This window comes from Mesorhizobium sp. M0478 (genome assembly GCF_040321305.1).
In the GTDB taxonomy this organism is placed as follows: domain Bacteria; phylum Pseudomonadota; class Alphaproteobacteria; order Rhizobiales; family Rhizobiaceae; genus Mesorhizobium.
The window spans coordinates 158261-180338 of sequence record NZ_JAMYRH010000010.1; the positions used below are offsets into that span (position 1 = coordinate 158261).

Genomic DNA, 22078 nt, shown 5'->3' on the forward strand with positions numbered 1-22078 from the left:
CAAAATGGACCGCGCCTTTTGCGTCCCAGGGAGGATAATCATGCTCGACAAGCGCTCCGGCTCGCGCCTTGCCAACCTTTGGGACGATGCGAAAGCCAAGGGGCTGAGCGAGCCTGAGCTTCTGGTCTATCGCTCCAACACGCTCGGCTCCGACAAGCGTGTCACCAATTATGGCGGCGGCAACACCTCGTCCAAGATCCGGCAGGAGGACCCGCTCTCCGGCGCCGAAGTCGAAGTGCTATGGGTCAAGGGCTCGGGCGGCGACAGCGCCTCGATCAAGCTGGACGGTTTCGCCACGCTTTACATGGACAAACTGCAGGCGCTTAAAGGCCTTTATCGCGGCGTCGCGCATGAGGACGAGATGGTGGGCTATCTTCCCCACTGCACCTTCAACCTTAATCCACGCGCGGCCTCGATCGACACACCGCTGCACGCCTATGTGCCGAAGCCATTTGTCGACCACATGCATCCCGATGCCATTATCGCCATTGCCGCTGCCAAGGATTCCAAGGCGTTGACCAAGGAGATCTTCGGTGACGCCATCGGCTGGCTGCCGTGGAAGCGGCCGGGCTTCGAACTTGGCCTGTGGCTGGAGAAATTCTGCGTCGAACACCCCGAGGCCAAGGGCGTCATCCTCGAAAGCCACGGCCTGTTCACCTGGGGCGACACACCCAAGGAATGCTACGAAACGACCATTTCGGTCATCAACCAGGCGATCGAATGGTTCGAGCGCCGCTCCGAGGGGCTCGCCATATTCGGCGGCGAAGTCGTCAAATCGCTGGACGCGGCTGAGCGCCGCGCCACCGCGGCAAGACTGATGCCGAGAATACGCGGCCTGATTTCGGAGAAGAGCCACAAGCTCGGCCATTTCGACGATTCCGCCGCCGTGCTCGAATTCGTCAACTCCAGGGATTTGCGCCCGCTGGCGGCACTCGGCACTTCATGCCCGGATCATTTCCTGCGCACAAAAATTCGCCCGCTGGTTATCGAGTTCGACCCAGCGAAGCCCGACGTCGAAGCCGTGATTGCGCGCCTCGCCGACGATATTGCTGAGTACCGTGTCGGCTACCAGGCCTATTACGACAGCTGCAAGCATCCGGACTCGCCCCCGATCCGCGACCCCAATGCCGTGGTCTACCTGATGCCCGGCGTCGGCATGTTCACCTTCGCCGGCGACAAGGCCACCGCCCGCATCTCTGGCGAATTCTACGTCAACGCCATCAATGTCATGCGCGGCGCCTCGACCGTTTCGTCCTATGTCGGCCTGCCGGCGCAGGAGGCCTTCGACATCGAATACTGGCTGCTCGAGGATTTGAAGCTGCAGCGCATGCCGAAGCCGAAGTCGCTCGCCGGCCAAATCGCGCTGGTCACCGGCGGCGCCGGCGGCATCGGTCGCGCCACCGCCAGTCGGCTGCTGCGCGAAGGCGCCTGCGTCGTGCTGGCCGATATCGACGAGGCCGCACTTGCCAGCGCCAACGACGAACTGGCGAAAGCCTATGGCAAGGACTTCGTCCGGCCGGTGCTGATCAACGTCACCGCGGAGGAGCAGGTGATTTCCGGCTTCACCCAGACAGCCGTCGAGTTCGGCGGCATTGATATTCTCGTCTCCAACGCAGGCCTCGCCTCCTCGGCGCCGATCGAGGAGACGACGCTGGCGCTGTGGAACAAGAACATGGACATATTGTCAACCGGCTATTTCCTGGTCTCGCGCGAAGCCTTCCGGCTGTTCCGCGCCCAGAAGATCGGCGGCAATGTCGTCTTCGTCGCCTCCAAGAACGGTCTTGCGGCGTCGCCCAACGCCGCCGCCTATTGCACCGCCAAGGCCGCCGAAATCCATCTCGCTCGCTGCCTGGCGCTGGAAGGCGCCGAAGCCCAGATCCGGGTCAATGTCGTCAATCCGGACGCCGTGCTGCGCGGTTCGAAGATCTGGACCGGCGAGTGGAAGGAACAGCGCGCCGCCGCCTACAAGATGTCGACCGACGACCTCGAAGAACACTACCGCTCGCGCTCGATGCTGAAGCGCTCGGTGTTTCCCGAAGACATTGCCGAAGCGATTTATTTCTTCGCCTCCGACATGTCGGCCAAATCCACCGGCAACATCATCAACGTCGACGCCGGCAACGCGCAGAGCTTTACGCGCTGAGTTAAGAGCGGAGCGCTTCTCTTCTCCCCGTCACTATAAGGGGAGAAGGTGGCCCGAAGGGCCGCATGAGGGGCAGCGCTGACTGAACGCATTGGGAGGAATAGCACTTGTCCGAAACCATCGTCGCCGCCGATCTCGTCTCCAGCCACAACGCCCAGCGCAAACCCGACCTCGAGCGCGACTACGCCTCTCTCGGCGAACGCCTCGACCGCCGCGGCATCGCCATCGATGCCATCCGCGACAAGGTCGAGAAATTCGCCGTCGCCATTCCGTCCTGGGGCGTCGGCACAGGCGGCACGCGGTTTGCCCGTTTTCCCGGCGCCGGCGAGCCGCGCGACATTTTCGACAAGATCGAGGACTGCGCCGTCATCAGCCAACTGACGCAGGCGACACCGACCGTCTCGTTGCACATCCCGTGGGACAAGGCCGATCCGAACCGGCTGAAGCAGGCCGCCTCGCGCTTCGGCCTCGGCTTCGACGCCATGAACTCCAACACCTTTTCGGATGCCAAGGATCAGACGCTCTCCTACAAATTCGGCTCGCTTTCGCATGCCGATGCCGGCACGCGCCGCCAGGCCGTCGAGCACAATCTCGAATGCATCGAGATCGGCAAGACGCTGGGGTCCAGGGCGCTGACAGTGTGGATCGGCGACGGCTCGAATTTCCCCGGCCAGGTCAATTTCGCCAAAGCCTTCGAGCGCTATCTCGACGCCATGAAGGAGATCTATGCCGGACTGCCCGCCGACTGGAAACTGTTCACCGAACACAAAATGTACGAGCCGGCTTTCTACTCCACGGTCGTGCAGGACTGGGGCACCAATTACATGATCGCCAAGGAGCTGGGCGACAAGGCCTACTGCCTGGTCGACCTCGGCCACCATGCGCCCAACGTCAACATCGAGATGATCGTGTCGCGGCTGATCCAGTTCAAGAAACTTGGCGGCTTCCACTTCAACGATTCCAAATATGGCGACGACGACCTCGATGCCGGCTCGATCGATCCCTACCGGCTGTTCCTGGTCTTCAACGAACTGGTCGATGCCGAGCTGTCCGGCGCCGAGGGTTTCGATCCCGCCCACATGCTCGACCAGAGCCACAACGTCACCGACCCGATCGAAAGCCTGATGCTGTCGGCAGTCGAGGTGCAGCGCGCCTATGCGCAGGCGCTGCTGGTCGACCGCAAGGCGCTCGAAGGTTTTCAGGACGGCAATGATGCGCTGATGGCGACGCAGACGCTGAAAGCTGCCTACCGCACCGATGTCGAGCCGATCCTGGCCATGGCGCGGCTGAACACAGGCGGCGCCATTGATCCAGTCGCCGCATATCGCGCGGCGGGCTACCGGGCGAAGGTCGCGGCGGAACGGCCGGCGGTTGTGGCCGGTTCAGGCGGGATTGTTTGAGATTGGCTAGTCTCCACCACAGGGGGGAGATCAGCTTGCCTCCGCCAGCAGGCGAACACCAATATATGTTCGCTCATATTGATGATGGACTCGGCCGCTCCATGTAGGTCTTCTAGGCACACTGCACTTGGAGCACCGCCATGCCCTTGACCCGCCGGACGCTGATTGGCGTCACCCTTTCGCTCGCAATTGCGCTCGCGCCATCCGGCGCGCTCCATGCCGCCTCGCCTCAACCGGCGAAGGGCGAGCACGGCATGGTCGTCACCGCCCAGCATCTGGCGTCGGAAGTCGGCGTCGAGGTGCTGAAGAAGGGCGGCAACGCTGTCGATGCGGCGGTCGCGGTCGGTTATGCGCTCGCCGTCGTCTACCCCAATGCCGGCAATATCGGCGGTGGCGGGTTCATGACCATCCGCTTCAAGGACGGCAAATCGACCTTCCTCGATTTCCGCGAGCGCGCGCCGCTGGCGGCAACCAAGACCATGTATCTCGACAAGGACGGCAATCCGGTGAAGGGCGCCAGCCTTGATGGCTACCTTGCGGTCGGCGTACCGGGTTCCGTGGCAGGGTTCGAGATGGCTCGTGAAAAATATGGCACGCTGCCACGCCAGGATTTGATGGCGCCGGCAATTGCCTATGCCAAGGATGGCTTCATCCTCGACCAGGGCGACGCTGCTTCATTCGCAAGCAATGCCGCACGGCTGGCGAAGGACCCTGCCGCCGCCGCCATCTTCCTGAAGCCGGACGGCAAACCCTATGGCGCCGGCGAGCGTCTCCTCCAGCCCGATCTTGCAGCCTCGCTCGCCGCCATCTCCGAAAAAGGCGCCGACGCCTTCTACAAAGGCTCCATCGCCGGCGCCATCGTCAAGGCGAGCGGCGCCAGGGGCGGCATTCTGGCCAAGGCAGACTTCGAGCAATATAAGGTACGCGAGCTGCAACCGGTGAGCTGCACCTATCGCGGTTACGAGATCGTCTCTTCGCCCCCGCCAAGCTCGGGCGGCGTCATCATCTGCGAAATCCTCAACGTGCTGGAGGGCTACCCGCTGTCCTATCTTGGCGCCGGCTCGGCCGAGACGGTGCACGTCATGGTCGAGGCGATGCGCTACGCCTATGTGGACCGCAACTCGGCGCTCGGCGATCCCGATTTCGTCGACAATCCGGTCTCGAAACTGCTCGACAAGGGTTACGCCAAGGAGATCCGCGACAAGATCGACCCGTTCCGCGCCGGCGTCTCGCAGGATTTGATGCCGAAGGGCTTCGGCGAGTCGAAGGAAACGACGCACTATTCGATCATCGACGATGACGGCAATGCGGTCGCGATCACCTATACGCTGAACGGCTCGTTCGGCGCCGGCGTGGTCGCGGACGGCACCGGCATCCTGCTCAACAACGAGATGGATGATTTCACCCAGAAGCCTGGCGTGCCCAACCTCTACGGTCTCGTGCAGGGAGAGGCCAATGCTATCCAGCCGAAGAAGACGCCGCTGTCATCGATGAGCCCGACCATCGTCGCCAAGGACGGCAAGCCGTTCATGGTTATCGGCAGCCCCGGCGGCTCGCGCATCATCACCATCACGCTGGAAGCCATCGTCAACGTCATCGACCACGGCATGAACATCCAGGAGGCGATCGACGCATCGCGCATCCACCATCAATGGCTGCCCGACACGATCTATGTCGAACCCTTCGGCCTGTCGCCCGACACTGAAAAACTGCTGGCCGGCATGGGCTACCACCTCGATCTCGCGGATTCTACCTGGGGTCAGGCGGCCGGCATTCTTGTCGGGGGCAAGAGCCTGGCGGAAATCGAGAAGGGCGGCGGCGCCCGCTACAACGGCGCCATCGACAGCCGCGCCGCATCCGGCGAGGCGATTGGCTACTGATCAAAACAAGAGATTGATCAGAGGACGAGCGTAAGCGTCGACCCGACGAGCATCAGCGCCGCGATCACGACGAACGCCGCGTAGATGCGGGGACGGTCGAGGAGCAGCGCATTGCCCGATATCCAGGCCGCGGTTGCGCCGCCAAGCGCAAACAGGAAGCCGTTCCGGTGACCAAAGGTCATGGAAGCGGCCATCAGCCCGCCAATGATCAGCGCGCCGAAGACGATGATCACGGCAACGGCGTATTTCTCGAAGTCGTTGCCGCCGCCCATGGCCGGGCCGATCGCGTTCAAATTCGTCAGATCGTCCGGATCGAACGGGTTGGTCGATCCATATTCATCTTGACCGACAGGTTCTCGCATCATTCATTCTCCGCTGACGGCAACAAATCATCAACATCTGCCGAGCGCAACCGGATCGCGCCGTGCCGAAGGCCGCCGATGCGGTCTTCAACACTTTCTGATGCCGACTTGCCACGGTTTTTTTGCGCCGGTTCACAAAATCTACCCTGCTTTCGGGTCCACACGCCTGAATTGCCTGGAAAATGAATTACCTGGAAAAATCGCTGCGCACGATGCCGTGCCGCTGCAGCTTGTCGTAGAAGGTCTTGCGCGGAATGCCGAGCGCTTCGATCGTGCGCCGGACATCGCCGTCATTGCGGCCAAGCGCCTCGCGGATGACATTGGCTTCATAGCGTTCCAGCCGTTCCGGCAGTGAGCTGGCGTCATCCGGCTCCGCCGGGGCGGAAGGTGGCGCTTGCGCCGCTTCCTCGAGTCCCAGCACGAAACGCTCGGCGAAATGCGCGAGTTCACGCACATTGCCCGGCCAGTCGTGCTGGCTCAGATGGCGGTGCACTGAGGCAGGCACGGCTGGCATTTGCCGGCGGAAGCGGGCGGCTGCACGCTCTGCGAAGTAGAAGAACAGCAGGGCGACGTCGTCGCGGCGTTCGCGCAGCGGCGGGATCGAGATCGTCACCACATTGAGCCGGTAGTAGAGATCCTCGCGGAAGGCGCCGCGCCGGCTGGCATCGCCGAGATCGACCTTGGCGGCGGCGACGACGCGCAGGTCGACCGGCCGGATTTCATTGGTGCCGAGCGGCGTCACCTCGCGCATTTCCAGCACCCGCAGCATCTGCACCTGGGTCGAGGCCGGCATGCTTTCGATCTCGTCGAGAAACAGCGTGCCGCCGCTCGAATGCTCGATGCGGCCGATGCGCTTCTTCTGTGCGCCGGTGAAGGCGCCGGCCTCATGGCCGAACAGTTCGCTTTCGATCACCGTATCCGGCAGCGTGCCGCAATTCAGCGCCACGAAATTGCCCTTGGCGCGGCGGCTCCAGCGGTGCAGCAGGCTCGCCACCACCTCCTTGCCGGAGCCGGTCTCGCCAGTCACCAGCACGTCGACATCGGTGTCGGCGATTTGCCGCAGCGTGCGGCGCAGCCGCTCCATCGCCGGCGTCTGGCCGATCAGCGGCAGGCCGTCCTGCGCCTGTTCGGCGCTTTCGCGCAGCGCGCGGTTCTCCATCACCAGCCGGCGTTTTTCCGCCGCCCGTGCCACACTTTGCGCCAGCCGGTCGGCGGCGAACGGCTTGGTGATGAAGTCGTAGGCGCCATCCTTGATCGCCTTGACCGCAACCGCGATGTCGCCATGTCCGGTGACCAGGATTACCGGAATGTCGGCATCAAGCTGCAAGACGCGGTCGAAGAGCTGCAGGCCGTCAATGCCGGGCATGCGGATGTCGGACACCACCACGCCGGGAAAATTGGCGTCGAGCCCGGCCAGCGCCTCGGCCGCCACCGCAAAGGCCGAGACGGAAAAACCAGCGAGTTCCAGCGTCTGCCGCGTGGCCCTCAGCAATTCGCTGTCGTCGTCGATCAATACGACCGGTGCGGTGTCCATCATGCTGCCCTGGCGAGGTGAATGGTAAAGCGCGTGCCGTCTCTGCCGCTCGCCACCTCGATGCGTCCGCCATAGTCGGCGACGATGTCCTGCGAGATGACGAGGCCGAGCCCGAGGCCTTTTTCCTTCGAGGTGTTGAACGGCGTGAACAATGACTTGAGGATGGCAGGCGAAATGCCCGGCCCATTGTCGGCGACGGCAAGCGCCACGCCGTCGGCCGTCTCCTGGGCCGAAACCTCCACCCTGGCGCCGTCGCGCCCGTCCAGCGCTTCCAGCGCATTCTGGAACAGGTTGATCAGCACCTGTTCGAGCCGCAGCCGGTTGCCCATCACCTTGAGCGTTACCGGCGGCAGCGTGATATCGAGCGCGTCCAGCCGGCCGGCAAAGCGGCTTCTGAGCAGCACCACGGCGCCCTCGATGACGCCGCGCAGTTCGACCGGTTCGGCTGCCGTGCGCCCCTTGCGGGCAAAGACCTTCAACTCTTCGGTGATGCCACCGATGCGCTCGGTCAGCGCGGCAATCGCGCCAAGGTTCTCCTCGGCCGAGGCGGTCTGCTTGCGCTCCAGGAACACACGCGCATTGTCGGCATAGGCGCGGATGGTCGCCACCGGCTGGTTGATCTCATGCGCGACGCCGGCGGCAACCTGGCCGAGGGTAGCAAGACGGTTGGCCTGCACCAATTCCTGCTGCATGACCTGCAGCTTGGCTTCGGTGCTGCGGTGATCGGTGATCTCGGCCTGCAGCCGGTCGCGAGCCAGGCTGAGGTCATGCGTACGCTCGACGACGCGGCGCTCGAGCTCGATGCGCGCTGCCTGTTCGGCGGCGATGCGCATCTGCGCCGACTGACGGCGCCACAGGAGGTAGCCGGCCAGCGCCAGCAACGGCACCACGACGCCCAGCGCCAGCAGCCGCATCTCACGCACCGCAGCCGCGATCGGCGCTTCGACCGGCACGAGATAATCGAGCCGCCATGGCGTCGATTGGACCAGTGTCGAAAGCCTGAGATATTCGGCATCGCTGCCGCCCGGTGTTATCGCATGCACCATCGACACGTCAGGGCTCAATGCCTCGGGGCGTGTGATCGGCAAGGGGATCAGCGGCGCGTTGCCGAATTGCTGGCTGCTCCGGATGGCGGCAGCCACCGGGCCGGTCAGCGGCGCGGTGGTCATGAAGCGCCAGGACGGCACGCTGGTGATCAGCACGACGCCGTGGTCGTCGCTGACATAGGCCGGCCGGTTGGCCTCATGCCAGTCGGCTTCAAGCTGGTCGAATTCCATCTTGACGACGACGACGCCGAGCGGTGCCGCCGCATTGCCGACGCGACGCGAAATATAGAGGCCCGGGCGCTTGCTGATGTTGCCCAGCGCAAAATATTCGGCCGTTCCCGATTGCATGGCGCCGGAGAAATAGGCGCGGAAACCATAGTCGTTGCCGACGAAGCTGGTTGTTTCGCGCCAGTTGCTGGAGGCGATCGCAAACCCGTCGACGCCGGTGACGTAAAGCACCGAAGCCTTGGTGCCGGAGACCAGCCCTTCGAGCTTGCGGTTGAGCACGTCGATCGTGACAGCGCCCTTGTTCTGCAGGGCGTCATGCACCTGCTGGTCCTCGGACAAGAGCAGCGGCAGCGCCCGCGGGCTTTCCAGCACGGCGCGCAGCAACGCAACCTTCAGATTGGCATCGGTGCGGCCTTGCGCCGCCAGTGCCGCGACCTCGGCGCGGCGCGCGTAGAGGCCGGCGCCGGTGAGCGCCGTGGCAACGATCACCAGCGCGATCGCCGCAAACAGCAGCCAGGCGCGACGCGCGCGTTTGCCGAGTTGCTCGGGCGTCGGCGACAGGACCGCGGCAGGGCGTTGCAGCATTCCCTATTTGTGCATGATTTCGCACAAAGCACAATTCAGTCATGCGGATGTCCGCACTTGCGGTTGCGGCGCACCAGCTCGGTCGACAAAGATCTCCAACAAAATCAATGGATACGGTAATGCCGCTCAGTCTGGCACGGCAGTTGCAGTGACCAGTACAGCAGTCGCGAGGCTGCGGAAACAACTTGCCCCGGGAGGTCGAGCTTTCGATCGGGGCGCCATGGAGGACGTCATGCAGCCAGCATTCGCTGCCGCCGAACCGCGCGGCAAGCTACCCTTTTACCGTCATCTCTACGTGCAGGTCCTGACGGCGATCGCCGCCGGCATCCTGCTCGGTCATTTCTATCCCGAACTCGGTGCTTCGCTGAAGCCGCTCGGCGATGCCTTCATTAAGCTGGTCAAAATGGTGATCGCGCCGGTCATCTTCCTGACGGTGACCACAGGCATTGCCGGCGTCTCCGACCTGAAAAAGGTTGGCCGCGTCGCCGGCAAGGCGATGATCTATTTCCTGGTCTTTTCGACCCTGGCGCTGGTCGTCGGCATGGTCGTCTCCAACGTCGTCCAACCGGGCGCCGGCATGCACATCAATGCGGCGACGCTCGACCCCTCGAAGGTCGCCACCTTCACCGAGAAGGCGCATGACACGACCATCGTCGGCTTCCTGCTCAACATCATCCCCGACACCATCACCGGCGCCTTCGCGCAAGGCGACATCCTGCAGGTGCTGTTCTTCTCGGTGCTGTTCGGCATCTCTCTCGCTCTGGTCGGCGAGCGCGGCCGCCCGGTCGTCGGTTTCCTGCAGGCGCTGACCTCGCCTATCTTCCGCCTGGTCGCCATCCTGATGAAGGCCGCCCCCATCGGCGCCTTCGGCGCCATGGCCTTCACCGTCGGCAAATACGGCATCGGCGCGATTGCCAACCTCGCCTTTCTGATCGGCACCTTCTACCTGACGTCGCTGCTCTTCGTGCTGGTCGTGCTCGGCGCTGTCGCTTGGTACAACGGCTTCTCGATCCTCGCCTTGATCCGCTACATCAAGGAAGAGCTGCTGCTGGTGCTCGGCACCTCGTCCTCGGAAGCCGCTCTTCCCGGCCTGATGGCCAAGATGGAGCGCGCCGGCTGCAACCGCTCGGTGGTCGGCCTGGTCATCCCGACCGGCTATTCCTTCAACCTCGACGGCACCAACATCTACATGACGCTGGCGGCGCTGTTCATCGCCCAGGCGACCGATACGCCGCTCACCTATGGCGACCAGATTCTGCTGCTGCTGGTTGCCATGCTGAGCTCCAAGGGTGCCGCCGGCATCACCGGCGCCGGCTTTATCACGCTGGCCGCCACGCTCTCTGTCGTGCCTACGGTACCCGTTGCCGGCATGGCGCTGATCCTAGGGGTCGACCGCTTCATGTCGGAATGCCGGGCGCTGACCAACTTCGTCGGCAATGCAGTGGCGACGATCGTTGTGGCGCGCTGGGAAGGCGAACTCGACCAGACCAAGTTCGCCGCCGCCATGGCCGGCACATTGTCCGAGGAAGCCGACCTGGCGCTGTCGGGCGATCTGCAGCCCGCCTGATTACTGAACGCAGACGTTCGCCACAAGGCCGCAGCCGGTTCGCCCGTTGCGGCCTTTTGTTTTGGCGCGCATGGCGGCTGGTGTTGGCCAAAGCTTCCCGGCTAGGATGTCGGCGGTTTTCAACCGAAAGGCCGGCGAATGAGCAGTGCATACCCCGAGATCTATCTGGTCCGTCACGGCGAGACGGAGTGGAGCGCTTCGGGAAAACACACCGGCCGCACCGACATACCGTTGACGGCAAAGGGCGAGGCGGCGGCTCGCGGCGTGGCGGACCGGCTCAAGGATCTGTCCTTCCAGGCGGTGTGGTCGAGCCCGTCGCAGCGCGCCTTCAGCACCTGCACGCTTGCCGGCTTCGGCGCTGCTGCCGTCAAGAAGGACGACCTGCAGGAATGGGACTATGGCGCCTATGAGGGCGTTAAGACCAAGGAGATTCTTGTGCAGCGCCCCGGCTGGCAATTGTTCCGTGACGGCTGTCCCGACGGCGAGTCGGTAGCGGATGTCGGCGCCAGGGCCGACAGGATCATCGCCGGGCTGCGGGCAATCGAGGGCAATGTGCTGGTGTTTTCAAGCTCGCATTTCCTGCGCGTGCTGGCCGCGCGCTGGCTCGGTCTGCCACCCGAAGGCGGTGCGCACTTCGTACTTGATACCGCGAGCCTCAGCATCCTCGGCTATGAGCACGATCTGAGCGAGCCGGTGATACGCAGGTGGAACCAGAAGTAGGGTTTCGCGGCAAGCCTGCCTCTTAACGCGCGAGCACCGCCAATTCCTCCGATGTCAGATGCCGCGCCTTGCCCTTGGCGAGTTCGCCGAGCTGCAAACCGCCGATCGCCACCCTGACCAGCCTCAGCACCTCGATGTCGAATGCCCCGAGCAGGCGGCGGATCTGGCGGTTGCGGCCCTCGTCGAGCACGATTTCCAGCCAGGCAGTGCGGCCGCCGCTGCGCAGCAGCTCGATCGAACTTGCGGTCAGCAGTTCGCCGTCGACGATCGCTCCGTCGCGAAAGCGCGCCAGCATCGCTTCGTCGGGCGCGGTGCCGATCTGGACATGATAGGTCTTGGCGACATGCGAGGCCGGATCGAGCAGGCGGTTGGCCCAGCGCGTGTCGTTGGTCATCAGCAACAGGCCTTCGCTGGCCTTGTCGAGGCGGCCGACCGGCGACACGAAAGGCAGCTCGAGCCCGGTGAGGCAGTCATAGACGGTGCCGCGATCCTGTGGGTCGTCGCGGGTGGTGACTAGCCCGCGCGGCTTGTTGATCATCAGGTAGACTTTTGCCTCGCCGACGATCTGCTCGCCGTCGACAGCGATGCGGTCGCGGCCGAGATCGACACGCAGCGACGGATCGCGCACCACCTTGCCGCCAACCCGCACGCGCCCTTCGGCGATCAGCAGCTCGGCCTGCTTGCGCGAACACAGGCCGAGTTTGGAAAGCGCCCGGTTCAGGCTGACGCCTGCGCTCGCGGTCTGGTGTTGGGCGGTGTCTGGTGGCCGTGCCATGTCCTGCTTGCCATCCCAATGATCGGCATCGACAAATGCCACGCCCCGCATTGGCTTCGCAACCTGCCGCGGCATCAACATCACGGGTCGCGGGAGCGGGGCTGTTCTCAAATACGATGTGTCAGGGGGTCGGGCTCAACAGCCCGCCATGGAACGCTGCCCCGCGACGGACGTTGTTGCCGACGAGCGATTTGTCGCGAAAGGCACCGCCATGAAGAAAATCTACCAAAAGCCGACGCTCGTGAAGCGAGGCAGGCTCACCAGCCTGACGGCTCAGATCGTCGCTTCTGGGGTCATTCTGGGGGAATGATCCCCAAGATAACGGAAGGGATAAATCGATGAGCGAGCGCGGCGTTGATTTCCTGCAGGGCTGGATCCACGAGCACCTGCCGGGCGAACTGCCTGCCGACAAGGCAACGGCTCGAACCCTAACCACGCGAGCTGCCCTGGACGCTCGGCATTTAGGCCTTGAGGTCAGCGAGATCGAAGAGGATCTCGGTCCGCTGGAACGGGTGATTTTCGAGGCGCTGGATCAGCCCGATATCTGAGCCCCGACATCTGAGCCCCCGATATGAGCCCATCGCAGGCGAATATCGGCCCATCGCCATCTTGGCGGGGGGCTTTTCCGTGATGGCATCCGTGGGTGCGCAGCCCTAGGCAGCCCGCGCAACTGACGCTCCCCGTGCCGGCGGCAATTCGAACACAGTGGCGCCGTTCTCTCGGCCGCGTTCGACATAACCGATGACACGGAACCATTTGCCGACGTCGGCCCGCTGCAGCCAGCTGCGCGAGTGGATGGGAAGGTTGCCGGCCAGCGCCTGAATGTGGCGGATGTGGCGCCTGCAGAAGCGGACCGTCGCGGCGCTGAAGAAACCCTCCTGCGCGGCAAACAGCGTGTCGGCGGCGTCGCTGTTCTCGTGCCAGGCGACGATCGCCACCGTCTTGTCGCCCTCGACCAGCGCGTGCGCTCGGCCTTCCTTCAAATTCATCATCAGATTGTCGTAGGCGACCTTGCTGTCCTTGCCGGCGGCCACATACTCGTCCGACATCCGCGTGGACAGATCACGGAAGACACTTTCGAGATCGCCGATCGTAGCTGCGCGTGCTCGCATTTCTCCTCCTGCAGCCCCGGCAGGCAGTTTGCCCCAGGGAGAGGGGATCACCAAGCAAAGCGAATCCGCCATTTGGCCGATGGGCGCAAAGTGATTTCATTGGGCGGCAAATGTTGGACTCCGCCATCTCCTATCGCGGCAAGCCTGTCATTCGCGTTGCGCCGGTTTTCGTATTTGCTTGACATTGGGCTGATGGAGGCGCGGGTTGCGCCGGGCGTTTGGCCTTGGGGCATATTTCAATGAAAAAAGTATACGAAAAGCCGGTCCTGCACCGGAAGGGCAAACTTGCGGCGCATGTTGCTTCGCCTACGTCAGGTGGCGGCGGAACCATTGACGTTCCGCCATCCACTGACGAGACTTGATACAGACCTCCACTGAGCGCGAGACTTGCTGATCAACAGAAAGCCCGCTGGCTCAGGCTGGCGGGCTTCTTTCGTTTCTGGAACATTTCAGTGCATGCCGAATTGACTCGCGATCGCGTTCGGGAGGGGAAGCATGCAAGACCAGCATTTCGATGAGCCGGTTCGCGTGGCGCTCGGCAGGTCCGGAAACACCATCTACAAGGTGGAGCGCGTGGCGCAGGCCGCCGATATCCTGATGAACCGCTGGCCCGCGAAGACGGGCCGCTATCACGTCGCCGCCCGCAAGGCCTGCCTCGGCGTTCTCGAAGGCCTGAAAGAGGCGCACTATGCCCGCGCTGCCTTCGTCAATGCGGCGATCGAGGCCGATATCCTCGTTGAACGCGACGCCTAGGCTTGAGCGGCCACCGCTCAAGTCAGTTCAAATCGTGCTGTGGGGCACAGGCCGTGGCTTCCCGGCCTACTCAATGATCGAGAGGCCACGCTGCCTGAAGTGCCGCAACGGTCCCCCCGTAGACATTTAGGTCCATGTCAGGGTCGGTCCCCGGTACTCGGTATGGGCAGGAAGCAGCAGAGCAGTTTATCTCACTGGAGAATTGCCAGAGCGTGTAGCCGTGCCAAGGCCCTTCGGGGAAGTCGGTTACGTGCCGCTTGAAGCGTGCATACCAGAGCGGGACGCCGCCGAACTCGGTCGAGCCGTGCCAGTGGCGGGAGAGCTCTTTGGCGACGGAATGGTTCACATAGAGCAGCGGAAACCGTCCAGTCTCCGACTTCATCCTGCGAAGCGCGCTCTCGATCTGCACGAAAGTGACCTTGAACGTTCCATCCTGGCAGTCTGAGGACGTGGAAAGGCATTCCACATCAACGGCATGGGTCTCTGTCGTATCGTTTCCGACCACCTGGAGGTAGTTGCTGATCTGCCGGTCAACGTCGCTTTTTGTCAGGAGGTGGTATGAGCCCCATTTGAGACCGAGCGCCTTTGCCTCGCCTTTGCGGGTGGCATATGCGGAATCTCTGCCGAGCCCCTGCGTCGCCTTGTGAATAACCGCGGCGACGCGCCGGTCCGTCTTTACTTTGTCCCAGACGATGCCGTTGCCCTTGAACGGATCGAGCACGATTGCGTTCTGCGAATTTTCCCAAGGCGCTGAAAAAGGATCAGAAGTATCGGAAGGCGCCTCTTGCCGTGCAGCCTCCTCGCCATTGCCGGCCACGCAGGTACCCTTGGCGATGGCCCCGTCCGTCACCTCCACGAACTTACCGTCCGCTCCGGCGTAAAAAATTGTGAGGGCCGGCGTCTCGGTGGTGATTTCGCCCCCTTGCATCAAACCTTTCGCATGAACGAGAGCGGCGAGGGCGCCGTCCAGTTCAACGAATGTGGCGTCAGAGGAAGTGCTGCCCTCTGCCTCAAGATCTTCGGGGTTTGATGCGACCATCTGGTAAGAATAGTTCGAATGCTCTGTGTTGATTTCGATAAGCCGGCTGCCATCGACGCCAGCCTGCCCCTCATAGGTACATTCGAGCGATTTCGCGCCACTCGGCGAATTCATGGCGATCGGGAAAAGCACCGATATTCCAAAAATCCACACGCGCACAATGCCTGACATGCCAGTGCCTTCATAAATATCAGAATTTGCCCAGCACAGTGCTACTGCGCCGCACGAAAATAGACAACGATCATTCAAAAGTGAGAAGCCGACAGGAGAAGGTTAATTTGATCTATTGTAAAAATCCAGTGGCTATTTCAGCGTCTTCGAAAATACCTGAATGCCATGGAAGGAATTGAGCGTGTATCGAGACAAAGACTTGAAGTGCGTCGCAGGATCCCGTTTAAATACGACGCGCTTCGGAAGAAGCTGTTCAAAACGGACAAAGCAAGTCAATCGTCTGCTCCACCCGTTCCCGACGGCTGTGCCGCATCGCGCGTTTGGCATGTTCTTGACGGGCCGGCGGATGGATTGAGCGCCATGACATGGTCGATTGACTCTCGCAAACTGAGCGCCTCGCTTGTGGCTGCGTGCCTGGCGGTTGGCTGGAGCGGAGCGGCGCTTGCGCAGGCTCCGCAACCTTGGACGATCCAGGGCAAGCTGACAGGCAAGCCGAAGAATCTCGAGGGATCGGAGAGCAAGAATTCCAAAGATGTGAGCGGCATTGCCTGCGCGACGGAAAGTGGCTTCCCGCGGCTTTGCCTCATTGCCGATGACGAGACGCAAGGGGCACAGATCATCATCCTGCAGGACGGTAAGCTGATCGCCGGGGATTTCGTGCGGCTGATCGACGACAGTTTCGTCGGCAAGCCTCTCGAACTGGACGCCGAGGGCGTGGCCTTCGCCGGCGGAGCCTTCTACGTCATAGGTTCGCATGGCCGGCCGCGCCATGAATCCGGCGTCGACGCCGCCGCCGAGGTCGAGGCGAGGGTCATGGCGAGCAGTGAGATTTTCCGCATTCGCTTTGCGCCCGATTCGATCGATATGACGACCGGCAAGCTCATGGCCGAGCCGGAAAAGAGGCGATCGACGGAACTGCCGGCAATCGTGCGCGCCCAGCCCGAGCTCGCGCCCTTCGCCCAAAGCCCGCTTGAGGAAAACGGCCTCACCATAGAGGGCGTGGCGGTGCGCGACGGCGCCCTTTTGGCGGGGCTGCGCGGGCCGGTTCTGGAGGGCAACCGGGCCGTCATCCTGTCGGTGCCGCTCGGCATGCTGTTCGATCACGGGGCGGGCGGCGCGACCCTGCTGAAGCTGGAACTCGGAGTCGACGGCGAGGGACATGCGCGCGGCGTGCGCGATCTTCTCGCCTATCAGGGAAAGCTGCTCGTGCTCGCCGGTCCCGTCAACGACCCGCCCGAAGGCCAGCCCATCAAGCTCGGCGACTACTCAGTGTTCTCCGATGGCGATCAGGCCGATAAGCTTCTCGATCTCGAAGGCTATGGCGCCGAGATCAAGCCGGAAGCGCTGCTGCCGCTCGGCGAGGCCGATGGCAGGCTGCGCGCGCTTCTGCTGTTCGATGGGCCGGCCGGCGGTCAGCCGACGCCGGTCGAGTTCGGACTGAAATAACCGGCGCTAATCGGCGCGGCGTTTCGGATGGCTGCAGGCGGAGTTCAACTCACTGGCGGCGCTGACACCGCGATGTGCAGCGCGGAGGCATTGCTCAGCTATGTGTCCGGAATGGACCCTAGGGTGATGGTGCCCAGAGGCGGAAAAGGCAGAACGCAGAAAAAACCTAGCAAAATCAATAGCCGGGGCAGCCCCGATTTGCGACCTGTGTAACACCGATGTGGTGTAAAAGTCGAATCGATGTCGTTGACCGCGTGTAGATCATACGCCGAAGGAATATGGTTCTGTCGCGACAAGGGAAATTATGCCTGACCTCTCTGCCGTCACTAAAACCGCGTATTGCGGTTGGGGCTGCCGACAGCCTTTACGCGATCAGGGCCTAGCATCTCCGCCGACTTCAATTTGCCCAAATGGGACTGCCAACCCTTATCGTCACGCTGAGCCCTGTCGAAGCCGAGGATCAGGAGTCGGGGCTTGCTGTCGATGATTGGCGGCGACGAACTTTCCGCGATGCTGTTCACTAGCGGATCAATTTGAACTGCAAAGATACCTCCCGCCACAAGCGCTCGCATCGCGGATATCCTCAGCAGAGCTCGCGCGACATTGAAATATCCTTCGGCCAATGAAGCGGCGTTGCCAGACAAGGCCGTCTCATAATCCGTAATTTGCTCCAGCACAGCCGGTCGTGCGTCGCCGAGCGCTCGCAAATCCCCGTTCGAGAAATGCTTCGCCTCATAGAATGTAATCACGGGGCCTTTCGTCGAGCCACGAACCACCGCGGCATCCAGCCGATCCTGTCGCCTTGCCGCCGGAGGGGCGAGGATTTTCTCTCCTTCCTCTTCGTCTTTCTCGGCTTCTGTCGCTCGAACGAGAGCAATTTCAGCATCAATCACCCTCGGATCGTTGACCAGCATCGGATGCAGTTCGGTCTTCTCCCATCCTGCAAGCTTCTTCGCGGCCTTTATCATCGAGTCGAGTGTTTTGGGTCCCGCATAGTTTCGCCAAAACAGCTTATCCATGGTGATCTCGAACCCAGTGTCGGTCAGAGGGATATAGTTTTGCTCCTGCTTAACGAGATATTTGGCATGTGTGGACAACGACACAGCTCGGCCGTTCCAGCCGACCTTAAAGATCGAAGCACCGTGATTGTAGACATTAATCGAATTGCGGCGAATGGCTATGACGAGGTCAGGTCGCAGCAACACGTCACGCCACCAGTTCCCCGCAGATGACCTAGCCAGATCGTCAAGCGCCATCAAAAATTCTTCGTCGAGATATCGAAGAGCTGCTGCGATTTCAGACATAAGTCACCTCTATTGGGTCCGGAAAGCTTCTCAGATTTCGACCCAGTTCCCGTCGGACGAGAGCTGAACATTATCGAACAACTCGCCGAACTGGCTTGGGAAGAAGGTATGAATCGGAACCAGCCTAATTGGATTCACCGCAGCTGCGTATTGTTGCAACGCATGAATATCTGCGTGGCCGGATGTATGGATCGTCTCTAGTGGAATTTCGAGGCTTCGGCATTTCTCGGTGAAGGCTATGCCCGACTCTGAGGTTAGGTAGCCATCCCACTGGGACCACACAGCTCGAGCGCCTTCAAGAGCCCCGACTTCTTGCAAATCGGTCAGCATCCAAGGGCGGACGAGCATTACAGACCTGCTAGCTTGGCTAGGCAATTTCTCAGGGAAAATTCGCCTTCCCCTATAACCGTCCACCAAGTGAGCGATCGCGTTCTTCACAAGCAAGCGCCGTTGAAACTTTGGTATGTAGACCTTGACGTTATCCCAATCGCCTGACGGTTTTGGAATCGAGGCTGTGTCGGTCGCCTTCAGGATCTCCGCACCATAGGCGTCAACAACGAGTTGGCGTCCTGAGCGCTTGGCCGCTCTGTAGACACTAACGACTCGGTCGATATTTTGCACTGAACAGGCCACAAGAAGCATCCCCTCGGTGGCCGACATCGTCTCAACTAGACGCTGCTCGATAGCGGCCTCAGTGTCAAAGCGCTGCTCTCGCGACAGTCGGCCAAGACTCGACCCCTCCATCAGCAGTACGCCCACCGGGGTGGGGGCGTCAGCCAAAAACTTCCGAAAGAGAGCTGCCTTTCTTCCGTGCGAGCGGATATCGCCTGAATAGAGCAGCGATTTCCCGTCAGCGCGGATCAGCAAACTGTATGCATCGAAGCCGGAATGATCCACAAGATAAGGCGTCACTTCGAATGGCCCTACACTAAAAGGGATACGATCCTGGTAAGTGATCGCCCGTTCGGGGACATACCCGCCGGGAACAAAAGGCCGCGCTGCGGTCATAATCGAGAGGGTCTTGCGACCTAGGTAGACGTCGATCGGCCAAGGTAGCTTGGGTAGCAATCCCCAATGATCGCGGTGTCCATGGCTGAGCAAAACCGCGAGAATATTCGAATTCGGTTCGTCCAGTTCTTGGATTTCTGGCAGCCGAGCCGTGTCAAATTCTTGATCAAGCGGTAGCCCAAGGTCCACGAGAATGCGGTTGCCTTCATGTTCAAGCTCGACACAGCTTCCGCCAATCTGTTTGCTGCCACGATGAATGCAGAACTTCATGGGCGGGTAGCCTACCTCAGCTCAGGGCCTTGCCCACTGCTTTCCAATCAGCCGCGATGGCCGCAAGTCGCTCTGAATAAGTTGCACTTGGCAGTCGGCCGTTGATCCCGAGTTGACCGGGATGAGCGAGTGCAAAGATCGACAAGTGACCGTGCCTAACCGGCTTCCGGGCGTTCATATGCGTTCGCCAATCAGCGGAACTGCCCAGCCAGCCCATCACACCCTCGAAAGCAGGCTTTCCGAGACAAGCTACAACCTTCAGGTTCGGCATATTCTTGGTCACGAACTCAAATACCGAAGCCGACGCCCTGACCCCCTTCGTTGGGGAGACATTCCCTTCCTTGAGGAAGAATGACGCGTTGCCGTAAAGCACTCCACTGTCGAACGATTTTCTGCCTGCGAGGTCAACGTTTCTGCCGAAGCTTCCGAGATGACGGCAAATGTTCTCGTTGGTGATCATTCCAATGCCGTAGCGACCATCGCCGTCATTGTGACGCCAAGCGCCTTTCGAGCCATGCTTTTTGAGAACTGCTCGCACTTCGTCGGCGGGCGCGAAATCCTGCGCCAACAGCAATAGATCACCATCCCAATCTCCGCACAGGGTTTCCGTGCCAAATAAGTTCGGGCCAACTATTCCGATTTGCAGCGGGTTGACGAAATCTAGCGGCGGCTTCAACCGACGAATGCTGTCGGGGATCGAAGGTGTCTTAAACATGAGGCTCACTCCCTTTTGCCCCACGTTTCTTTATCGGCTGTGGGGTACAATTTACTAAGAAAAACTGATCTGTGATGCAAGAAAATCTGCGTGTAAAAACTAGCACATGGGATTAGCGAGTAAATTCAATGAGATGTAGAATTTGGAGGAATCGTCCGAGAACCATTTTTACTGGCAGGTTTTCGGAAAATCTGAAACTGACGTCTTTCGCGAAGGCCGCCAATCCAGATGTTCCTGTACCGGCGCGGCTCGGAATTTGATTGGCTGAAGAGAGTGTAAGCCATCGTTGCTGAACGACGCCGATGTCACCGGGGCCTAGTGGCCCGCTCCAACCTTGATGGCGAAACGGCCGGAGCTAAAGCGCTGATTTTGCTTGGATTATTGACATAGGAATATTTTCCTTGTATACTGGTAACGGCGAGCTGTGTCGGCTGACGCGGTTAGGCCAGATGCTAACAGGAGCTAAAATATGCCTATGACAAAGCGACCCGGCACCTTGTGTCGGCAGCCAGCACAGCACACCAAAGGGGGCCTTTCGGCCCCTTCTTCATTTAAGGAGGTCTTGCAATGAGCGTCGCCTCCGAGACTACCCCCTCGCTGATCGTGTTCGGAAGGGATGAGACCAGCAAGGCTCATGCCTCGGTCTTCCTACTGCCCGATGTCGAGGCCGCGGAAGATGCAGCGAAGCTGATGGGAATGCACTCGCACCGTATTGAGCCGGGAGAAGCCGTCGATATCTCGATGCGACTACCACGCGGCAAGCTGTTCGACAGCGGCAAGGCGTTCGTGCCCTTCGTCAAGGGCGATCTGTATGCTCGCATCGCGGCCCTCGCGGGTGTCGCTGACGAGCCGCGCCGGGCTTCGACCGACACCGATGCCCTCGAAACCGCCGAAAACGCTTCAGCGTGCTCGCCTGAGGCCGTGGCAGGCAATGCCGAGGGCGATGGCGGCGGCGGTCAGGGCGGTTTGGCCGACCCATGGGCCGGTTTGGCGATCGGCAGCATCGTTCTGGCGTCGGAAGGCCCTGACGAGGGGTATTTCGAGGCTCGGATCATGAAGGTCAAAGCAAAAGGGATGTTCACGCTGAAGTTCCGTGACTACCCGGACGCGCCTCAGGTTGATCGTGCCTACTACCAGCTCGGGCTGATCCACCCTCGGCAGCTGGCGAAGAAATAGTAGCGCTTTGCAGCGGGCCGGGCCCACGTCCTGGCCCGCCAAGCGCAACTGAACCAATCTCAAATCAAAAAGGAACTGGCCATGACACGCTCAAAGACGCGCGTCGATCGCACAGATGCGGTCGCAAAACCGACTCGCGTTCAAACCCTCAACGACCAACTGCGGCAGACCGGCGTCGGCGGGCGCGTTGTGCTCACAGCTGGCATCGCCTCACTGCCTGCAAAAGACATTGCCGAAATCCTGCAGGCAATCGCCAAATTCGATGCTTTTGACGGCAGCAATGACCCATGGGGCGATCACGACGCGGCATTGCTCCACGTCGGTGACCGCCAGCTTTTCTGGAAAATCGATACCTACGACCGGGCGATGACAAACTTATCGCCGGACCCGGCTGATCCTGCCGTCACGATCAGAGTCATGACCATTATGCTGCCGGAGGAGTACTGATGTTGACCTCCGCACAGTGCACAGGCGTCCGGTGGCTCGCCCGTCTAACCGACCTTGGGCTTTCTGCCCGACCTCAGAGGGGCAGGTTCCTGCGCGCCAGCAGGCGGCTCGGCCAAGAGAGCCGCGGGGGCAACCTTCAGCGCACCGGCCAAAGCTTCCAGAGTGTCCGTCGTAACGTTTTCAGACCCGCGCTCGACACGGCCGACATACGCGCGATCGATGTCTGCTGCCAACGCCAGTCGCTCTTGCGACAGACCCTGCTCCACGCGGAGCTTGCGAAGGTTCCAACCAATGATCTTGCGCACATTCATCGTGGGCAAGAAAGCAATACAAACGGCTTGACAATCGACGGACTGACAGTCCCCTATTTAGCACGAAGAGCGCGACACGCTCGTTC

General features: G+C 61.4%; 21 protein-coding genes. 11 read left to right on the top strand and 10 right to left on the bottom strand.

Features of this window, described 5'->3' with window-relative positions:
• Positions 1-40: 40 nt before the first annotated feature.
• From NKI64_RS22895 to ggt, 3 genes are all read left to right on the top strand, one after another.
• Complete coding sequence (locus tag NKI64_RS22895) at positions 41-2143, top strand: bifunctional rhamnulose-1-phosphate aldolase/short-chain dehydrogenase (RefSeq protein WP_023741261.1); 2103 nt, start codon at positions 41-43, stop codon at positions 2141-2143.
• A gap of 107 nt (positions 2144-2250) precedes the next feature.
• A complete protein-coding gene (gene rhaI / locus NKI64_RS22900; protein ID WP_352670120.1) occupies positions 2251-3543 on the top strand; it encodes an L-rhamnose catabolism isomerase in 1293 nt (430 codons plus the stop codon).
• 140 nt (positions 3544-3683) lie between these two features.
• Positions 3684-5423, top strand: coding sequence for a gamma-glutamyltransferase (ggt, locus tag NKI64_RS22905; RefSeq protein ID WP_352670123.1), 1740 nt, complete (start codon positions 3684-3686; stop codon positions 5421-5423).
• Positions 5424-5440: 17 nt separating this feature from the next.
• Here the strand turns inward: ggt and NKI64_RS22910 are convergent, their stop codons facing one another.
• From NKI64_RS22910 to NKI64_RS22920, 3 genes are all read right to left on the bottom strand, one after another.
• Positions 5441-5788, bottom strand: a complete 348-nt coding sequence (locus NKI64_RS22910; RefSeq protein ID WP_032885862.1) for a hypothetical protein — start codon at positions 5786-5788, stop codon at positions 5441-5443.
• Between the two features lie 184 nt (positions 5789-5972).
• Positions 5973-7322 carry a sigma-54-dependent transcriptional regulator gene (locus tag NKI64_RS22915; RefSeq protein ID WP_023730992.1) on the bottom strand — a complete coding sequence of 450 codons (1350 nt, stop codon included), beginning with the start codon at positions 7320-7322 and terminating at the stop codon, positions 5973-5975.
• Positions 7319-9178: a sensor histidine kinase gene (locus tag NKI64_RS22920; RefSeq protein WP_352670126.1), complete on the bottom strand. Its 1860-nt coding sequence runs from the start codon at positions 9176-9178 to the stop codon at positions 7319-7321. The genes NKI64_RS22915 and NKI64_RS22920 overlap by 4 nt, the downstream gene beginning before the upstream one ends.
• 232 nt (positions 9179-9410) lie before the next feature.
• Between NKI64_RS22920 and NKI64_RS22925 the strand changes: the two genes are divergently transcribed.
• Positions 9411-10745: a dicarboxylate/amino acid:cation symporter gene (locus tag NKI64_RS22925; RefSeq protein ID WP_502901391.1), complete on the top strand. Its 1335-nt coding sequence runs from the start codon at positions 9411-9413 to the stop codon at positions 10743-10745.
• A gap of 138 nt (positions 10746-10883) precedes the next feature.
• Positions 10884-11465, top strand: coding sequence for a histidine phosphatase family protein (locus NKI64_RS22930; RefSeq protein WP_023687390.1), 582 nt, complete (start codon positions 10884-10886; stop codon positions 11463-11465).
• Between the two features lie 22 nt (positions 11466-11487).
• Here the strand turns inward: NKI64_RS22930 and NKI64_RS22935 are convergent, their stop codons facing one another.
• Positions 11488-12240 (bottom strand): pseudouridine synthase, encoded by a 753-nt coding sequence (locus tag NKI64_RS22935; RefSeq protein ID WP_352670275.1) that lies wholly within the window; start codon positions 12238-12240, stop codon positions 11488-11490.
• Positions 12241-12388: 148 nt separating this feature from the next.
• On the opposite strand from NKI64_RS22935, the gene NKI64_RS22940 reads away from it, so the two are divergent.
• Positions 12389-12550 (top strand): hypothetical protein, encoded by a 162-nt coding sequence (locus NKI64_RS22940; protein ID WP_023669672.1) that lies wholly within the window; start codon positions 12389-12391, stop codon positions 12548-12550.
• A gap of 28 nt (positions 12551-12578) precedes the next feature.
• Entirely contained in the window at positions 12579-12788 is a 210-nt protein-coding gene (locus tag NKI64_RS22945) for a DUF768 domain-containing protein (protein ID WP_023669673.1), read from the top strand.
• Positions 12789-12893: 105 nt separating this feature from the next.
• On the opposite strand, the gene NKI64_RS22950 is transcribed toward NKI64_RS22945, so the two are convergent.
• Complete coding sequence (locus tag NKI64_RS22950; protein WP_352670134.1) at positions 12894-13352, bottom strand: hypothetical protein; 459 nt, start codon at positions 13350-13352, stop codon at positions 12894-12896.
• Positions 13353-13847: 495 nt separating this feature from the next.
• Between NKI64_RS22950 and NKI64_RS22955 the strand changes: the two genes are divergently transcribed.
• On the top strand, positions 13848-14105 hold the full coding sequence (locus NKI64_RS22955; protein ID WP_352670136.1) for a DUF982 domain-containing protein: 258 nt from the start codon (positions 13848-13850) through the stop codon (positions 14103-14105).
• Positions 14106-14175: 70 nt separating this feature from the next.
• On the opposite strand, the gene NKI64_RS22960 is transcribed toward NKI64_RS22955, so the two are convergent.
• The gene (locus NKI64_RS22960) at positions 14176-15315 is read right to left on the bottom strand and encodes a glycoside hydrolase family 25 protein (protein ID WP_352670138.1); all 1140 of its coding nucleotides are present in this window, start codon (positions 15313-15315) and stop codon (positions 14176-14178) included.
• A gap of 360 nt (positions 15316-15675) precedes the next feature.
• Here NKI64_RS22960 and NKI64_RS22965 point away from each other — a divergent pair, with 360 nt between their 5' ends.
• A complete protein-coding gene (locus tag NKI64_RS22965) occupies positions 15676-16761 on the top strand; it encodes a DUF3616 domain-containing protein (RefSeq protein WP_352670140.1) in 1086 nt (361 codons plus the stop codon).
• 326 nt (positions 16762-17087) lie between these two features.
• Here the strand turns inward: NKI64_RS22965 and NKI64_RS22970 are convergent, their stop codons facing one another.
• From NKI64_RS22970 to NKI64_RS22980, 3 genes are read right to left on the bottom strand one after another with little or no spacing between them, the layout of a single operon-like run.
• The gene (locus NKI64_RS22970; RefSeq protein WP_352670142.1) at positions 17088-18065 is read right to left on the bottom strand and encodes a hypothetical protein; all 978 of its coding nucleotides are present in this window, start codon (positions 18063-18065) and stop codon (positions 17088-17090) included.
• 30 nt (positions 18066-18095) lie between these two features.
• Positions 18096-19343 carry an MBL fold metallo-hydrolase gene (locus NKI64_RS22975; protein WP_352670144.1) on the bottom strand — a complete coding sequence of 416 codons (1248 nt, stop codon included), beginning with the start codon at positions 19341-19343 and terminating at the stop codon, positions 18096-18098.
• Positions 19344-19359: 16 nt separating this feature from the next.
• Entirely contained in the window at positions 19360-20058 is a 699-nt protein-coding gene (locus NKI64_RS22980; protein ID WP_352670147.1) for a hypothetical protein, read from the bottom strand.
• A 567-nt stretch (positions 20059-20625) separates the two neighbouring features.
• Between NKI64_RS22980 and NKI64_RS22985 the strand changes: the two genes are divergently transcribed.
• Together NKI64_RS22985 and NKI64_RS22990 are read left to right on the top strand one after the other, a co-directional pair.
• Positions 20626-21234 carry a hypothetical protein gene (locus NKI64_RS22985; protein WP_352670150.1) on the top strand — a complete coding sequence of 203 codons (609 nt, stop codon included), beginning with the start codon at positions 20626-20628 and terminating at the stop codon, positions 21232-21234.
• Between the two features lie 81 nt (positions 21235-21315).
• Entirely contained in the window at positions 21316-21681 is a 366-nt protein-coding gene (locus tag NKI64_RS22990; RefSeq protein ID WP_352670153.1) for a DUF3768 domain-containing protein, read from the top strand.
• A 44-nt stretch (positions 21682-21725) separates the two neighbouring features.
• On the opposite strand, the gene NKI64_RS22995 is transcribed toward NKI64_RS22990, so the two are convergent.
• The gene (locus tag NKI64_RS22995) at positions 21726-21992 is read right to left on the bottom strand and encodes a helix-turn-helix domain-containing protein (RefSeq protein ID WP_352670278.1); all 267 of its coding nucleotides are present in this window, start codon (positions 21990-21992) and stop codon (positions 21726-21728) included.
• Between the last annotated feature and the right edge of the window lie 86 nt (positions 21993-22078).

Coding starts and splice junctions, on each gene's coding strand:
- NKI64_RS22910 (WP_032885862.1), bottom strand. CDS start 5,788: ATGATGCGAGAACCTGTCGGTCAAGATGAATATGGATCGACCAACCCG.
- NKI64_RS22930 (WP_023687390.1), top strand. CDS start 10,884: ATGAGCAGTGCATACCCCGAGATCTATCTGGTCCGTCACGGCGAGACG.
- NKI64_RS22940 (WP_023669672.1), top strand. CDS start 12,389: ATGGAACGCTGCCCCGCGACGGACGTTGTTGCCGACGAGCGATTTGTC.
- NKI64_RS22980 (WP_352670147.1), bottom strand. CDS start 20,058: ATGTTTAAGACACCTTCGATCCCCGACAGCATTCGTCGGTTGAAGCCG.
- NKI64_RS22960 (WP_352670138.1), bottom strand. CDS start 15,315: ATGTCAGGCATTGTGCGCGTGTGGATTTTTGGAATATCGGTGCTTTTC.
- NKI64_RS22920 (WP_352670126.1), bottom strand. CDS start 9,178: ATGCTGCAACGCCCTGCCGCGGTCCTGTCGCCGACGCCCGAGCAACTC.
- NKI64_RS22975 (WP_352670144.1), bottom strand. CDS start 19,343: ATGAAGTTCTGCATTCATCGTGGCAGCAAACAGATTGGCGGAAGCTGT.
- NKI64_RS22990 (WP_352670153.1), top strand. CDS start 21,316: ATGACACGCTCAAAGACGCGCGTCGATCGCACAGATGCGGTCGCAAAA.
- NKI64_RS22895 (WP_023741261.1), top strand. CDS start 41: ATGCTCGACAAGCGCTCCGGCTCGCGCCTTGCCAACCTTTGGGACGAT.
- NKI64_RS22965 (WP_352670140.1), top strand. CDS start 15,676: ATGACATGGTCGATTGACTCTCGCAAACTGAGCGCCTCGCTTGTGGCT.
- ggt (WP_352670123.1), top strand. CDS start 3,684: ATGCCCTTGACCCGCCGGACGCTGATTGGCGTCACCCTTTCGCTCGCA.
- NKI64_RS22925 (WP_502901391.1), top strand. CDS start 9,411: ATGCAGCCAGCATTCGCTGCCGCCGAACCGCGCGGCAAGCTACCCTTT.
- NKI64_RS22950 (WP_352670134.1), bottom strand. CDS start 13,352: ATGCGAGCACGCGCAGCTACGATCGGCGATCTCGAAAGTGTCTTCCGT.
- NKI64_RS22985 (WP_352670150.1), top strand. CDS start 20,626: ATGAGCGTCGCCTCCGAGACTACCCCCTCGCTGATCGTGTTCGGAAGG.
- NKI64_RS22970 (WP_352670142.1), bottom strand. CDS start 18,065: ATGTCTGAAATCGCAGCAGCTCTTCGATATCTCGACGAAGAATTTTTG.
- NKI64_RS22915 (WP_023730992.1), bottom strand. CDS start 7,322: ATGATGGACACCGCACCGGTCGTATTGATCGACGACGACAGCGAATTG.
- NKI64_RS22955 (WP_352670136.1), top strand. CDS start 13,848: ATGCAAGACCAGCATTTCGATGAGCCGGTTCGCGTGGCGCTCGGCAGG.
- NKI64_RS22995 (WP_352670278.1), bottom strand. CDS start 21,992: ATGAATGTGCGCAAGATCATTGGTTGGAACCTTCGCAAGCTCCGCGTG.
- NKI64_RS22945 (WP_023669673.1), top strand. CDS start 12,579: ATGAGCGAGCGCGGCGTTGATTTCCTGCAGGGCTGGATCCACGAGCAC.
- NKI64_RS22935 (WP_352670275.1), bottom strand. CDS start 12,240: ATGGCACGGCCACCAGACACCGCCCAACACCAGACCGCGAGCGCAGGC.